Genomic DNA, 14,313 nt, shown 5'->3' with positions numbered 1-14,313 from the left:
TCAGTTGAAGGGGGTTTGGCCATTAGATAGCCATCAGATCAGCTTCTTTCGATGCAATAATCTTATCTATATCACCCACATGCTTGTCAGTGATTTTTTGAATAAGAACTTCGCCTCTGCGTTCATCGTCTTCGGTAATTGCTTTTTCTTTAAGGAGATCTTTTAACATTTGATTCGCATCGCGTCTAATATTGCGTATTGCAACCCTTGCTTCTTCTGCAAGCTCTCTGATGACTTTTACGAGATCGCGGCGTCTTTCTTCATTTAAAGGAGGCAGAGGAACTCGGATTACTGTTCCAGCTGTCGCGGGATTGAGCCCTAAGTCAGACGTCCGTATCGCTTTTTCAACCACCCCGATCATGTCTTTTTCCCAGGTAGTAACCGCAAGTGTTCTAGAATTTTCAATTGCAATATTAGCCACCTGACTTAAGGGCGTTTCCGAACCATAATAAGAAACTTTTATGTGTTCTAATAAACTTGGGTGAGCCCGACCGGTGCGTAATTTAGTTAAATCATGTTTCAGAGCATCAATACTCTTTGCCATTCTCTTATCAGCATCTTGGGTGACTTCATTAATCATGTTTATCTCCTCTATCAACCAGTGTTCCTTCTCCTTCTCCCATTATCACATTCATTAAGGATCCTTCTTGACGAATATCAAAAACTCGGACGGGTAAATCATGATCCCGACACTGGCAAAATGCTGCCAAATCCATCACCGCTAATTCTTTCTCTAAGACTTCTTTGTACGTTAAATGTGAGTAACGTGTAGCCGTCTTATCTTTAGCAGGGTCGGCAGTGTAAACACCATCTACATTGGTGGCTTTCAATAAAATATCTGCCTCAATTTCAATACCGCGTAGGCTTGCTGCAGAATCTGTCGTCACTAATGGGTTTCCCGTGCCTCCGGCAAAAATGACTACGCGGCCTTTTTGCAAATGATGAATCGCCTTCCTTCTATCGTAGTGATCTACAATACCACTCATAGGAATAGCTGATAAAATACGCGTAGGCAGATTTGCTCTTTCAAAAGCATCTCTCAATGCTAATGAATTCATCAATGTGCCAAGCATGCCCATATAGTCAGCAGAAACTCGTCCTAAGCCGGATTTAGTTAGCGCAGCTCCTCGAAATAGATTGCCACCTCCAATGACTAAGCCCACTTGTACTCCTAACTGGACTACTTCAGACACTTCATTCGCTAGACGATCTAATACGGTGGGATCAATACCAAAGTCGCTCTTACCCATGAGGGCTTCACCACTTAACTTGAGTAAGATCCTCCGATAGAGTGGCTGACTATTCGGCATTATTTGCTCCCACGCACTTGAGCCATAACTTCATCGGCAAAGTTTTCAACTTTTTTCTCTATCCCTTCACCTACTTCAAAACGTACGAATGAAAGAACTTTTGCATTTTCACTGGTTAACAGTGCATCAATAGTGCGCGAAGGATCCTTCACAAAGGGCTGGCCTAGTAAACATTCTTCACTGGTAAATTTCTTAATCCGACCTTCTACCATTTTTTCAATGATATCGTTAGGCTTGCCGCTAGCTTGTGCTTGAGCGGTAAAAATTTCGCGTTCTTTTTCGATAACAGATTGAGGAATATCACTGGGGGAGATAGCGCGCGGACAACTCGCCGCAATGTGCATGGCTAAATCTTTACCCAATTCCTTATTATCGGTAGACAACTGGACTAACACTCCGATTCTGTCGCTGTGTAAGTAAGATCCAATAGTTCCCTCAGAATGCATGATATGGGCGCGGCGGATTTGAATATTCTCACCTAATCTGCCCACTAATGAACGGCGTTTTTCTTCAATTGTTTCAGAGTCATTAAACTTCAGTTCTGCAATAGCGCTTACATCGGAAACACCGGCTGCCAGAGCGCACATCGCTACCCCTTCTGCAAATTCTTTAAAGCTATCATCTTTAGCAACAAAGTCGGTTTGTGAATTAATTTCTACCATAGCTGCATGTTTATAATCAGGGGATATTTTAATAATCATGCGACCTTCAGCTGCAATATTACTGGCTTTTTTATCGGCTTGGGCGCTGCCTTTTTTGCGTAGATATTCAAAGGCTGTATCGATATCGCCATTGGCTTCAACCAACGCTTTTTTGCATTCCATCATTCCGGAACCTGAACGTTCTCTAAGTAATTTAACCTGATCTGCAGAAACTATCATTATAACCTCTCATTGTTGTAGAAAGGGGGCTCATAGCCCCCGATATTTTGTTGTACTTTGCAACTGATACACATTACAGAAATGAAGCAATTCCTATGCTATGTACACTGCAATTTAAGGTAACAACTAATCAAATTACTCCTCTACAGCCGCACCTGATCTCTCTGCTTCAGAAGATTCAGAGACATTAGATTTTGGCTCTCTTTTATCAGCAGGTTTTTTATCGCTTGCTTTAGGAGAAGCTACTTTTTTGGGTTTCGATTGGTTGTCAGAGTCCGCTTCTAAATTTTCATTATCTTCTTTTGCTTTCTTAACAACAGGTGGAGGTGCTTTTTTAGTGACAACTTTTCGTTTGCCTTTTTCATCCGTCTTCGCTTTTTCACCCTCAGGTTCACCTTTATCCATCTCTTCGATAGCATGTGATGAACGAGCTTCTAAAATGACATCAGCAATTGATTGAGTATAAAGCTGAATTGCACGAATAGAGTCATCATTTCCAGGGATAAGGTAATCGATGCGTTCTGGACTGTTATTGGTATCAACAATACCGATTACTGGAATACCCAGCTTCACCGCTTCGTCAATAGCAATTTTTTCGTGGCCCACATCAATAATAAATAAGGCATCTGGTAAGGTGCCCATATCTTTAATACCGCCCAAGCTTCTGTCTAATTTTTCTTTTTCACGCGTTAAGTTCAATTTTTCTTTCTTGGTGAGGCCTTCAAAACCACCACTTTCAAAAGTAGCTTCCAGATCTTTTAAGCGTTTAATTGACTGACGAATGGTTTTATAGTTCGTCAACATTCCACCAAGCCAACGATGGTTGACATAAGGCATGCCACAACGCGTTGCTTCTTCTTTGATGATTTCTCCGGCAGCTTGCTTTGTTCCCACGAACATAATCTTGCCTTTTTTAGCCGCTAAATGTGAAACGAAATTGAGGGCATCTCGGAATAAGGGTAAGGTTAATTCTAAATTAATGATATGCACTTGGTAGTGAATACCGAAGATAAATTCAGACATCTTAGGGTTCCAATCTCTTTTTCGATGTCCAAAATGCACGCCAGCTTCAAGCATCTGACGCATAGAAATAGTATTGCTCATAGGTTTAACTCCTGGGTTTTGCCTCCACATATCCCATAGTTTAACCCCCAATCCTTAGGAGCACCCAAAACCATGTGACGATATGTGTGTGAATTAAAAATTAAATAAATTGACGCACAATTGCGCTGGGCCGTTTATACCACATTACAGTAAATAATGTCCACCCAACTCACTAAATGAACTCCCGCGACTTGATCGCGGAACTCACATCGGATGCTGGACCCCGCTATCAAGTCGCGGGATGATGGCGGATGACTACCTCAGAGGTAAAACACAGGTAAGTCTAGATAATTAAAGAAAAATCAACAATAATAACTACAACAATGTTAGCCGGATGAATTATGACTATTAGCATCAAATCCTCAGAAGAAATCACTAAAATGCGAACCGCTGGCCGTTTAGCCGCTGAAGTGCTCGAAATTATTGCACCCCACGTGCAGGCCGGGATGACAACGGGTGAATTAGATGCCATTTGTCATGACCATATAGTGAATCACCAGCAGGCTATACCGGCTGCGCTTAATTACAATGGTTTTCCAAAGTCGGTCTGCACCTCTGTAAACCATGTGGTTTGTCATGGCATTCCCGGCGACAAAAAACTCAAAGATGGTGATATCATAAATGTCGATGTTGCGGTAATTAAAGACGATTATTTTGGCGATACCAGCCAAATGTTCTTTGTGGGCCAGCCCTCTATCCTCTCTAAACGGCTGGTGAATATCACCCAAGAGTGTCTTTATCTGGGCATCCGCATGGTTAAACCCGGAATTCGTCTCGGTGATATTGGAGCCGCCATCCAAAAACATGCTGAATCACAGCGCTTTTCAGTAGTAAGAGAATATTGTGGCCATGGTATAGGCGCAGCCTTTCATGAAGATCCTCAAGTGCTTCATTACGGGAAGGCGGGCACAGGCATAACCTTACAGCCTGGTATGACTTTCACCATCGAACCTATGATCAACGCGGGGGGACGCCACATCAAATTATTACCCGATGGCTGGACCGTGATTACCAAGGATCGAAAACTGTCGGCTCAGTGGGAACATACCATTCTCGTGACAAATGAGGGCTATGATGTTTTAACCCTCCGTCAAGGCGAAATAATTTAACTTCCCCTGTAACTATTCAGCGCAAAACTGAACAACCTTCGAGAAAAATTCAAAAATTAGTGCTGAATAGTTACCTTCCCCTCAGCGCTTTTCGCTCATCCAGAGATGGGTTTCCTCTAAATGTTTTTCCACTGTAGCAATTTGGTGCATGACAGAAGCTTTGGCCGTGCCACACAAAGTGGTTTGCAGCTCAACCACATTAGCTGCTGACAAGAGCGGAATAATGTCTTCTTCAAATAACACTGAAAATTCTTTAAAGATATTTAAATCGAGCTCAGTAAAAGTGATTTCTTTTTGCAGACAATACTTGACCAAACTACCCACTCGTTCATGGGCCTGCCTGAATGGCATTCCTTTTTTTACCAAATAATTTGCTAATTCCGTGGCAGACAAAAATCCTGCCTGCAAACTCTGGTCAATGTGCTCGCGATTAATTTTTAGAGAAGCCATCATGCCTTTCATGATGATGAGGCAATCATTCACTGTCTTGACAGTGTCAAACACGCCTTCCTTGTCTTCCTGTAAATCCTTGTTGTAGGCAAGGGGCAAGCCTTTTAAAACGGTAAGCATTGATATCAATGAACCATAGACCCTGCCGGTTTTCCCACGAATCAGTTCGGCAGCATCAGGGTTTTTCTTTTGCGGCATCATGCTACTACCGGTACAAAATGCATCGTCTAATTCAATGAATGAAAATTCCTGAGAAGACCAGACGATCAACTCTTCGCAAAGCTTTGATAAATGCATCATGATCAACGAAGCAGAAGAAAGAAATTCCACCAAGTAATCGCGGTCACTAACGGCATCCATACTATTGAGATAAATGGCATCGAACTTCAGCTCCCTAGCTAAAAATTCTTGATCGGTGGGAAAACTCGTGCCAGCCACCGCCCCAGCGCCCAGTGGCAGTATATTAGTACTCGAAAAATTATGCTTAAGACGAGTGATATCTCGATCTAACATCCAAGCATACGCCAGCCAATGATGCGCCAGACGAATAGGTTGAGCTCGCTGAAGGTGGGTATAGCCCGGAAAAATAATATCCATATGTTGCTTAGCTAAATGAATTAATTGTTGCTGTAATGCACTGCTATTTTCAATACAAATCAAAATTTGTTTGCGCATATAAAGCCGCATATCTAAAGCGACCTGATCATTTCGGCTACGGCCCGTGTGTACTTTGCCAGCTAATTCGCCTATGTCATTGGATAATTGCCGTTCAATATTCATATGAATATCTTCATCTTGGGTAGTGAAATTAACGTTTTCAGTTTTTATTTTATGTTCAATTCTAGATAAACTGTCGCATAGCAGCAAAGCCTCTTCTGCAGAGAGCACATTGGCATGGCGCAGCGCTTTGACATGCGCAAGACTTCCCAAGATATCTTCGCGCCAAAGAATATGGTCAAAATGAATTGATGCACCAAATTCTTCCATTATCTTATCGGTTGGTTTCCCAAATCTTCCACCCCACAGTTTCACCGCTCTTCCTCCAAGATAGGTTTGCTCAATAATTTACTATTCACTTGTGAAAAAACTTGCAAGGGTAAACCCCACAATTTAATAAAGCCAAGCGCTGCTTGATGATCAAAAGCATCCTCTGCAGCATACGTCGCCAAGGCTAAATTATATAAAGAGTGGTCAGATTTTCGACCCACCACATTAATGTTGCCCTTACTCAGTTTAAGTCGCACGGTTCCAGTAACGGTTGACTGGGTCTGTTCCGTAAATGCGACTAACGCCGCTCTTAAAGGGGAATACCAGAGACCTTCATAGATTAAATTTGTCATTTTTTGTTCTATGAATGGTTTAAAATGCATAACCTCACGCGGCAGCGTCAACGCTTCTAAAGCTTGGTGTGCTTTTATTAACGTCATTGCAGCTGGGGCTTCATAGACCTCTCGCGACTTAATCCCAATTAAACGATTTTCTATATGATCAATTCGACCCACTCCTTGCTCACCGGCCAGAATATTTAGCTTGGCAATTAATTGATGCAAAGGGAGTCGCTCATTATTCAACGCGACGGGTAAACCTTTGACAAAATCCAGCGTAATTTCAGTCGGTGCCGTCGTTATTGCCTCAATTGGTTTCGTCCATTCAAAAGCAGCCTCAGGAGGCTCGCACCATGGGTCTTCCAACACACCGCATTCACAACTTCGCCCCCACAGATTTTGATCAATACTGAATGGATTTTCTAAATCAATGGGCAGGGGTATATTATGCTTTTTTGCATAGAGGATAGCTTCTTCTCTGGCGAGAGGCGCCTCCCTAACAGGCGCGATTATTTTCAGTGTTGGGTCTAATACAGAGATAGAAACGTCAAAGCGAACTTGATCATTCCCTTTTCCAGTACAACCATGCGCCACAGCGACAGCTTGTTCCTGGTGAGCAATGTCTACCAATATTTTTGCAATCAAAGGTCGCGATAAAGCCGATATAAGAGGATAGACCCCTTCGTATAAAGCATTATTTTGTAGAGCGAGTCCAAGAAATTGCTCTGCAAATATTTGTTTAGCATCAATAACGTGACATTGAACTGCTCCAATGTCATAGGCTTTCTGTTTAATAGCCAACCAATCCTTATTTTCTCCCACATCTATACTGACCGCTATAACGTCGTAATGGTATTTTTCTTTTAGCCACTTGATGGCAATAGAGGTGTCTAACCCACCCGAATAAGCCAGTACTATTTTATTCATCACGACCTCTTAATAAAGTAATTGATAAAGGAGTGCTTTTTGTACATGTAAGCGATTTTCGCTTTGCTGGAATATCACGGAACAAGGTTGATCCGGCAAGGTTAAACTCACCTCTTGGCCACGATTCATCGGCATACAATGCATAAAAAGGGCCTCAGGCTCTGCGTGAGCCATTAACACTTCATCCACCTGGAATCCCTCAAAACTCTCAATATTACGTTCTTCAAACCCCATGCTCGTCCAAACATCAGTATATACCGCATGACAATTTTTAACGGCACTCATAGGATTGTTGAAAGACGTAATTGATCCCCTGCCCACGTTTTTGTGTGCCTCCTGCAAAATCTCAGGATCAGGTCCATAATTCACTGGGCAGCTATAGTGGACTTCTACACCTAACTTTGGCGCCATGAGTAATAAACTATGCAAAACATTATTGCCATCACCCACGAAAGCAATCTTGAGCCCTTTTAATTGATGAAATTTTTCTTGTAAAGTCATTAAGTCGGCTAAAGCTTGGCAGGGATGATAAAAATTCGAAAGACCGTTAATCAAGGGGACACTGGCCACTGTCTGCATTCTATTTATTGTCTCGTCAGCATGAGTTCTAATCATTACGGCATCACAATAACCTTGTAATACCCGCATTTGGTCTTCAGGTTCCTCTTGCTTACGATTGTTATTTTGGCTTTCGACGATATCTCCCCCTAACTCCCGCATAGCCAGGGTAAAACTAATACGTGTGCGTAACGAGTGTTTATCAAACATCAATGCCAAATGCTTTTGATGTAATACCGTCGAATAGGAATAACGATTAGTTTTGAGCTCATTCGCTAATTCCAAAAGATAAATTAACTCCTTGTTATCTAATTCCCCTCCCGTTAGTAAATGCTTTGATTGCAATTTCATCTCCACCTCAATACTCAATAAATATACATTTAAAGCTAATAATTATGAATTATTATTCATTTTATCGAATATAAAATCAAAAGCAAGGATTATTCAATGAAGACAGGGGGCGCCCTATTGAGCAGTCATAAAACCGCACCACATTACCCACCAGTTTTTGCTGTATGAACGACGAAGAGGCGGCCTTCAAAATAAAGAGGCAAGTAATCACAAAGAAGAACAGGCAAGTCATTAAGACATGACCCCGTATATCAATGCTTCTTTTTAATCGCGATATACACACTCCACGGTTTTGCAATGAGATTATCCTTCGAAAATAAAGTCAGCTTCAGACTTATGACTTGAGACCAATCAATGCCGGATGAGAACCCAACATACCCACAAACATTCTGCGACTTCGCACATTTAAGACCATACAACGCTCTCATATCCACGATTTTGGCAATCGTTTCGATACGAGGTTTACCCTGCTGCTTCATGAAAAGGGATGAATTGAGGGGGTTAAGAGGACTTTGACCCACATATAGAATTACTTTTTTTATTTGATTTTCATTTGCAATTGTCATCTCTATTGCATCAGTCAATCGTTTAACAGGTAATCCTTTAGAATGGACTTCACCTCCATCAAGCCCCCGCACGCTATTTACCCCCACAAATACATTACGTAAGAAGAAGCATCCATAGCGTTGATTCTCTAATTCTTCTGAAAGTAAATTAACCGCGAGATAAAATCTCAGACAATTAGAAAATAAAATTAAAAATAATAAAATTAGCGCGCTGCCCAATAAATTAACCATCAGGGTTTCGATTAATGTAAAACCCTTTAACTTTTGTTGTCTGAAGCAGGAAATGTTACGCACTGATAGGATCCGTATTTCCAACAGGTAGCGATAGCCGGTTTTCCGAATTGCCAATGCACCGCCCCTCTCCCTTGGGGTAAGATATGCCCATTTTCTTGCTGCCATTCATTAATTTCGTGAAGCCGATGAGAAACATCTTCATTTACCTTTAATCGCTCTTGTAATGAGAGTATCTGTTGTAAGGCGAGATGTTTGTAATAGGATTGCTGCAGCGAGATTTTAATTCTGAATTTATGTTGTGCATAATTTATGATCAGGCAAGAAAACAAGAAGAGCACAATCAAAACCTCTATTAATGAAAACCCTTTCACATCAATCTACCTAATTAAAAATTAACGTAACTACTCGCTCCTATACGTGCACTCCTAGCCAACTAATCACTTTGGATGCGAATACAAATCAACTTTAGCAGATTTGAAAAGTTTCAAAATACAGCGTTTTTATGGGGATATTATAAAGCTACAGGGCGGGATAAAATGATCATTCCCGCACTGCGGGAATGATCGAGCACTAAAGCACTACTTCATGACTTGCTTAACAAGCAATGAATTAATATTTTTCACAAAGCTTCCTGGATCTTCAAGTTGACCTCCCTCAGCCAGCAAGGCTTGATCAAATAATATCTGACTCCAATTTTTTAGCTCATCATCACTCGCTTGATTCAGATAATTGATAATCGGATGAGTAGGGTTTATTTCCAAGATAGGCTTACTGCCCGGAAATGATTGCCCTGAAGCAGAGAGCATCCGCTGCAAATGCGCGCTCATTTCATTATCATCAGTCACCAAGCAGGCGGGAGAATCAGTTAACCGATTAGTAACCCGTACCTCTTTTACCTTGTCTTCAAGAACATCTTTGATACGTTTAACGACATCTTGGTATTTTTCCTCAAGTTCCTTATTTACTTCTTCATCTTGCTTAGTGATGTTTAAATCACCCTTAGCAACGGATTGGAATTTTTTGCCAGCATACTCATCCATGTGAGCCACCCACCATTCATCAATCTTGTCACTCAGCAGTAAAACTTCGACCCCATTTTTACGGAAAATTTCTAAGTGTGGGCTGTTTTTCGCTGCGTTAAAAGTATCTGCGATGACATAGTAAATTTTATCTTGATCTTCCTTCATATTTTTAATGTATTCGTCTAGTGACACAGAAGGGTCTGCATTATCATCTCGTGTGGTGGAGAATCGAAACAGTTTTGCAATACGTTCTTTATTCGTATGATCTTCCGCAGGGCCTTCCTTTAACACTTGACCAAATGCACTCAAAAACTTCTTATACTTGTCATTATCATCAATCGATAACTTCTCTAACATATCCAGCACTCGGCGAGTAGACGCGGTACGAATCGAATCTATCACATGATTATTTTGCAGAATTTCTCGAGACACATTAAGTGGTAGGTCGTTAGAATCGACAATACCCCTTACAAATCGCAGATAAGAGGGCAATAATTGTTCGGCGTCATCCATAATGAATACGCGGCGAACATAAAGTTTGAGTCCTTTATAATGATCGCGGTTCCAAATATCAAATGGAGCGCGTGCAGGAATATATAACAAGCTCGTATATTCTAATTTACCTTCCACTTTATTATGAGACCACACTAGGGGATCTTCAAAATCATGGGCAATATGTTTATAGAGCGTATTGTATTCTTCATCTGTGATCTGGCTCTTAGGAAGTGTCCACAGTGCTGTTGCTTTATTTACAGTCACTTCTTCTAACACAGGCTCCTTACCCTCTTCTTCTGCTGCTACCTCTTCTAACTTAGGTTCTTTCATCACAATAGGTAAGAGAATATGGTCAGAATATTTGGTGATGATATTCTTTATTCTCCACTCGTCGAGAAATTCATCGTCTTCCTTTTTTAAATGCAAGACAACTTCCGTGCCTCGGGATTCTTTGTTGATATTTTCAATGATGAACTGACCTTGACCTTCTGATTCCCAGTAAACACCCTGCTCAGGAGTCATACCTGCCCGCCGAGTTTTGACCACCACTTTATCTGCAACCACAAAAGAGGAATAAAAACCTACCCCGAATTGCCCAATAAGATGCGCATCCTTACTCTGAGAAGCCGTTAATTTTTCTAAAAACTCACGTGTACCTGATTTTGCAATAGTGCCAAGATTTTGGACAACTTCTTCGCGAGTCATCCCGATGCCGTTGTCACGAATAGTAATTGTTCGAGCTTCTTTGTCGATATCGATCCAAATTTTTAGATCAGGACCATTTTCATAAAGTTGAGCATCCGTTAGCGCTTCAAACCGTAGCTTGTCAGCAGCGTCTGAAGCGTTGGAAATAAGCTCTCGAAGGAATATTTCTTTGTTGCTATATAATGAATGTGTCACGAGATAAAGTAATTGCTTTACCTCTGCTTGAAAGGGCATTGTCTCTTGTTGCGATTGAACAGCCATTAACTCACTCCTCATAAACCTATCTAAAATGACTAAACTATTAGATAAGGGTGTAAAGATAAATTTCAAGTCTGAGGAATCAAAATGGCTATTTTTGAAACAATACCAACGTTGAATCTCTTCAAAAACAATGAACTTACTTCTATGGAAGAAAAGCTGCCAGAGCTCGTGAAGCTAAATGACTCTGCGAAGTCAATTTTCACTGATTTCGCTAAGGTTTTTCCTGCAACCATCCCGCCCAAATCGTCTATCGACGTTGCGGCTCATGAAATGAAGGTAAGACATCAACAAATGTTGTTGGTAGAAGAAAACCGCCAAGTGATTGGACTTATCAGCTTTGAAGATATCTTGAGTGAGCGCCCTTTGCAACTTATGCAAGCCAAAGGTCTAAATCGCGCTGAAATAACCGTGGAAATGTTGATGAGCCCTCGTGAGCATATAATTGTGCTCGACATATCACATCTAAAAAATGCCCAAGTGGGACACATCATTAATACTATCAAAGCGCACTCTGCTTACTATATACTGGTTGTTAAGACATTGAGAAGCAACAAACACCTCATAAAAGGCTTGTTTTCTGCGACTCAGATAGGCAAACAACTTCACTCAGATCTCTCCTCAATTCTCACAAAAGAGCCAAAAACAATTGTGGAGTTGAACAAGGAAAGAAAAGTGTAGCCACATCACAGGACGGTGTACATGCTAATAAAAACGCTCGATTGGATTGCATTAATTTTACTCATCATAGGGGGGCTAGACCTCGGGGTGGTAGGACTTTTTAACTATGATCCTATCATTGATATTTTTTCGGCAGCATTAATAGTTGCACATACTTTTTTCTTTTCGATTGGCCTAGCTGCTGTCTATGGAATTTTCAGAGTAGCGCAAGTATTGAGTGAACCCCAGCCTCTCTAAGCCGCGGCTAATCCCCATTTCTAAGCGTGATAGTCTGGATGAAGCGTGACTTCATCCAGACCTCTGCCTTGATCGAACTATTCTTTAATCAGCTCTTTATCGATGCCATGTAACTTGAGAATATCACGCAATTCGCGTAGGGCTTCGAATTGTATTTGTCGCACTCGTTCCCTCGTCAAGCCAATTGCCTTGCCGACTTCCTCCAACGTCTCACGATCGTAACCCCTTAAGCCATAACGTCGAGATAAAACTTCTTGCTGTTTCTCACTTAAATGACTCATCCATTTGTCGATCTGATCTAAAAGATCGGCATCCTGGAGAATATCAACAGGATCTTGATTTGTTTCATCAGCGATAACTTCGACTAGAGGTTTGTCCGTTTCTTGAGATAAAGGAACATCGATAGAAGTCACGTCCTTATTGAGTTCAAGCATTCTTTGAATTTCTTCAATCGGCTTATCCACTAATTCTGCAATTTCTTCAGATGAAGGTTCATGATCGAGGGTTTGGGTCAGTTGTCTTGCCGCGCGTAAATAAGTATTTAACTCCTTGACGACATGGATTGGCAACCGAATAGTCCGACTCTGATTCATGATGGCGCGCTCAATTGTTTGTCGAATCCACCAGGTGGCGTAGGTCGAAAAACGAAAACCCCGATTAGGATCATACTTTTCTACCGCATGCATTAAGCCAAGGTTTCCTTCTTCAATTAAGTCTAAGAAGGCTAAACCTCTTCCTATATATCGACGCGCAATTTTAACAACCAGGCGTAAATTACTTTCAATCATCTTAAGACGTGAGGGTTCATCTCCTTTATGCGCCGCTGTAGAGAGTGAAATCTCTTGCTGGGCAGTAAGTAAATCTGTGAAGCCAATTTCATTGAGATACATTTGGGTGGGATCAAACTGTTTGGGTTTGGTTCGGGTACGACTTAGAATATCTTTAAATTCAGTTTTTTCTTGTTCTGCTGCAGCCGCTGCTTCCTCCTCACTTTCTATACGTCCAAAGTCTTCATCTAGATCAAGATCTGCTTCTACCTCAGCGTCAGCTTCGGGCGGCATATCTTGGACTTCCTTTTCAGGCTCAACCTTAACTTTACGAACCTTAAGTTTACGAATAGCCACGCTTTCTCTCCTTAAATTTTAAATCCATTTAAAATTTATAAATAGAGTTGTGGGTTAACAGGCTTACCATTACGACGAATTTCAAAATGTAACAAAACATCTCCTGTATTGTTTTGTCCCATCTTGCCAATTTCGTCTCCTGCCTTCACCACATCTCCTTCCTTTACCAACAACTTCTTATTATAGGCATAAGCGCTTAAATAATTTTCTGAATGTTTGATTATTACCAAATTGCCATAACCACGTAATCCAGAACCACTATAAACCACTTTACCTGGCGCCACCGCTTTCACGGGGTCTCCCAGATTGCCTGTAATATCTAAGCCTTTACATCCTCCCTCCTGTAATGAAAACGCTTTTACAATTTTCCCCGTAGCCGGCCATTGCCAGTGTTTGCAATGACTTTCATTCACTCCTATTTTATCTCTATTTGACACAGCTGTCTGCTTTGGTAGCTCAATTATATTTTTCTCTTCTGGGCAAAGAGCAATTTTTTGGGAAGTGCGAAAATCAACCGAATGTTGTTGTACCTCAGGTAAATTTAATTCCATTCCGGCCTGTGTTGTAGAGGCTGAGCTAGGGCAAGGGAAAGGCAGACAAGGAGCATTGCAAAGGGGAGTATCAATGTAGTCGCACTCTTTTTTAAGCGTGTAAATAGTAACCTCTTCCTCTCTATCGTTATTTTTAGATGCCGCAGCTGGCGAAGCAAAAAGACACATTGTCAATGTTTGACCTGGCTTCAAATGATAAGGGGGGGTGAGATGATTAATTCTAGCAAGGTCTCGATAGTCCATATCAAATGCCCAAGCGATAGAGTAGATAGTATCATCTTTTTGAACGCGGTAACGACTCTTCAAGGCTCCTGGATCTTGCCAGGCATTGATTACTGGGGCATAGGTCGCGGGAACACTACAACCTCCTATCAGTAAGCTGCAGATTAACAGTGGGTAAAAAATGCCTCTCGCATATGTCATAG

General features: G+C 41.4%; 15 protein-coding genes. 3 read left to right on the top strand and 12 right to left on the bottom strand.

The window, feature by feature from the left end; all coding sequences use genetic code 11:
- Positions 1-22: 22 nt before the first annotated feature.
- From frr to rpsB, 4 genes are all read right to left on the bottom strand, one after another.
- Positions 23-580 carry a ribosome recycling factor gene (frr, locus tag H0U71_02185; GenBank protein ID MBA2653859.1) on the bottom strand — a complete coding sequence of 186 codons (558 nt, stop codon included), beginning with the start codon at positions 578-580 and terminating at the stop codon, positions 23-25.
- Positions 573-1,310: a UMP kinase gene (pyrH, locus tag H0U71_02180; GenBank protein MBA2653858.1), complete on the bottom strand. Its 738-nt coding sequence runs from the start codon at positions 1,308-1,310 to the stop codon at positions 573-575. The genes frr and pyrH overlap by 8 nt, the downstream gene beginning before the upstream one ends.
- Complete coding sequence (locus H0U71_02175) at positions 1,310-2,191, bottom strand: elongation factor Ts (protein MBA2653857.1); 882 nt, start codon at positions 2,189-2,191, stop codon at positions 1,310-1,312. Before H0U71_02175 ends, pyrH begins: the two co-directional genes overlap by 1 nt.
- A 135-nt stretch (positions 2,192-2,326) precedes the next feature.
- Positions 2,327-3,277 (bottom strand): 30S ribosomal protein S2, encoded by a 951-nt coding sequence (rpsB, locus tag H0U71_02170; protein MBA2653856.1) that lies wholly within the window; start codon positions 3,275-3,277, stop codon positions 2,327-2,329.
- Between the two features lie 359 nt (positions 3,278-3,636).
- Between rpsB and map the strand changes: the two genes are divergently transcribed.
- Complete coding sequence (gene map / locus H0U71_02165) at positions 3,637-4,404, top strand: type I methionyl aminopeptidase (protein ID MBA2653855.1); 768 nt, start codon at positions 3,637-3,639, stop codon at positions 4,402-4,404.
- 81 nt (positions 4,405-4,485) lie between these two features.
- Here the strand turns inward: map and argH are convergent, their stop codons facing one another.
- From argH to htpG, 6 genes are all read right to left on the bottom strand, one after another.
- On the bottom strand, positions 4,486-5,886 hold the full coding sequence (gene argH / locus H0U71_02160; protein MBA2653854.1) for an argininosuccinate lyase: 1,401 nt from the start codon (positions 5,884-5,886) through the stop codon (positions 4,486-4,488).
- Positions 5,883-7,106, bottom strand: coding sequence for an argininosuccinate synthase (locus H0U71_02155; protein MBA2653853.1), 1,224 nt, complete (start codon positions 7,104-7,106; stop codon positions 5,883-5,885). Before H0U71_02155 ends, argH begins: the two co-directional genes overlap by 4 nt.
- A gap of 9 nt (positions 7,107-7,115) precedes the next feature.
- Positions 7,116-8,015: an ornithine carbamoyltransferase gene (gene argF / locus H0U71_02150; GenBank protein MBA2653852.1), complete on the bottom strand. Its 900-nt coding sequence runs from the start codon at positions 8,013-8,015 to the stop codon at positions 7,116-7,118.
- Between the two features lie 251 nt (positions 8,016-8,266).
- A complete protein-coding gene (locus tag H0U71_02145) occupies positions 8,267-8,812 on the bottom strand; it encodes a hypothetical protein (protein ID MBA2653851.1) in 546 nt (181 codons plus the stop codon).
- A gap of 26 nt (positions 8,813-8,838) precedes the next feature.
- Complete coding sequence (locus H0U71_02140) at positions 8,839-9,186, bottom strand: prepilin-type N-terminal cleavage/methylation domain-containing protein (GenBank protein MBA2653850.1); 348 nt, start codon at positions 9,184-9,186, stop codon at positions 8,839-8,841.
- Between the two features lie 207 nt (positions 9,187-9,393).
- The gene (gene htpG / locus H0U71_02135; GenBank protein ID MBA2653849.1) at positions 9,394-11,298 is read right to left on the bottom strand and encodes a molecular chaperone HtpG; all 1,905 of its coding nucleotides are present in this window, start codon (positions 11,296-11,298) and stop codon (positions 9,394-9,396) included.
- A gap of 84 nt (positions 11,299-11,382) precedes the next feature.
- On the opposite strand from htpG, the gene H0U71_02130 reads away from it, so the two are divergent.
- A complete protein-coding gene (locus H0U71_02130) occupies positions 11,383-11,976 on the top strand; it encodes a CBS domain-containing protein (protein ID MBA2653848.1) in 594 nt (197 codons plus the stop codon).
- A gap of 21 nt (positions 11,977-11,997) precedes the next feature.
- Entirely contained in the window at positions 11,998-12,213 is a 216-nt protein-coding gene (locus H0U71_02125) for a DUF378 domain-containing protein (GenBank protein MBA2653847.1), read from the top strand.
- Between the two features lie 77 nt (positions 12,214-12,290).
- Here H0U71_02125 and rpoS read toward each other — a convergent pair whose 3' ends face one another.
- Together rpoS and H0U71_02115 are read right to left on the bottom strand one after the other, a co-directional pair.
- On the bottom strand, positions 12,291-13,274 hold the full coding sequence (rpoS, locus tag H0U71_02120; protein MBA2653846.1) for an RNA polymerase sigma factor RpoS: 984 nt from the start codon (positions 13,272-13,274) through the stop codon (positions 12,291-12,293).
- A 98-nt stretch (positions 13,275-13,372) separates the two neighbouring features.
- The gene (locus tag H0U71_02115) at positions 13,373-14,311 is read right to left on the bottom strand and encodes a peptidoglycan DD-metalloendopeptidase family protein (protein ID MBA2653845.1); all 939 of its coding nucleotides are present in this window, start codon (positions 14,309-14,311) and stop codon (positions 13,373-13,375) included.
- Between the last annotated feature and the right edge of the window lie 2 nt (positions 14,312-14,313).

The organism is Gammaproteobacteria bacterium (assembly GCA_013697705.1).
In the GTDB taxonomy this organism is placed as follows: domain Bacteria; phylum Pseudomonadota; class Gammaproteobacteria; order UBA6002; family UBA6002; genus UBA6002.
Note: the sequence above shows the minus strand (reverse complement) of the source record. Positions and strands in the feature narration are given on the sequence as shown.

Bases quoted from the DNA above. Each gene is read 5' to 3' on its own strand.
- frr (MBA2653859.1), bottom strand. From the start codon at position 580: ATGATTAATGAAGTCACCCAAGATGCTGATAAGAGAATGGCAAAGAGT.
- pyrH (MBA2653858.1), bottom strand. From the start codon at position 1,310: ATGCCGAATAGTCAGCCACTCTATCGGAGGATCTTACTCAAGTTAAGT.
- H0U71_02175 (MBA2653857.1), bottom strand. From the start codon at position 2,191: ATGATAGTTTCTGCAGATCAGGTTAAATTACTTAGAGAACGTTCAGGT.
- rpsB (MBA2653856.1), bottom strand. From the start codon at position 3,277: ATGCGTCAGATGCTTGAAGCTGGCGTGCATTTTGGACATCGAAAAAGA.
- map (MBA2653855.1), top strand. From the start codon at position 3,637: ATGACTATTAGCATCAAATCCTCAGAAGAAATCACTAAAATGCGAACC.
- H0U71_02155 (MBA2653853.1), bottom strand. From the start codon at position 7,106: ATGAATAAAATAGTACTGGCTTATTCGGGTGGGTTAGACACCTCTATT.
- argF (MBA2653852.1), bottom strand. From the start codon at position 8,015: ATGAAATTGCAATCAAAGCATTTACTAACGGGAGGGGAATTAGATAAC.
- H0U71_02145 (MBA2653851.1), bottom strand. From the start codon at position 8,812: ATGGTTAATTTATTGGGCAGCGCGCTAATTTTATTATTTTTAATTTTA.
- htpG (MBA2653849.1), bottom strand. From the start codon at position 11,298: ATGGCTGTTCAATCGCAACAAGAGACAATGCCCTTTCAAGCAGAGGTA.
- H0U71_02130 (MBA2653848.1), top strand. From the start codon at position 11,383: ATGGCTATTTTTGAAACAATACCAACGTTGAATCTCTTCAAAAACAAT.
- H0U71_02125 (MBA2653847.1), top strand. From the start codon at position 11,998: ATGCTAATAAAAACGCTCGATTGGATTGCATTAATTTTACTCATCATA.
- rpoS (MBA2653846.1), bottom strand. From the start codon at position 13,274: ATGCCGCCCGAAGCTGACGCTGAGGTAGAAGCAGATCTTGATCTAGAT.
- H0U71_02115 (MBA2653845.1), bottom strand. From the start codon at position 14,311: ATGACATATGCGAGAGGCATTTTTTACCCACTGTTAATCTGCAGCTTA.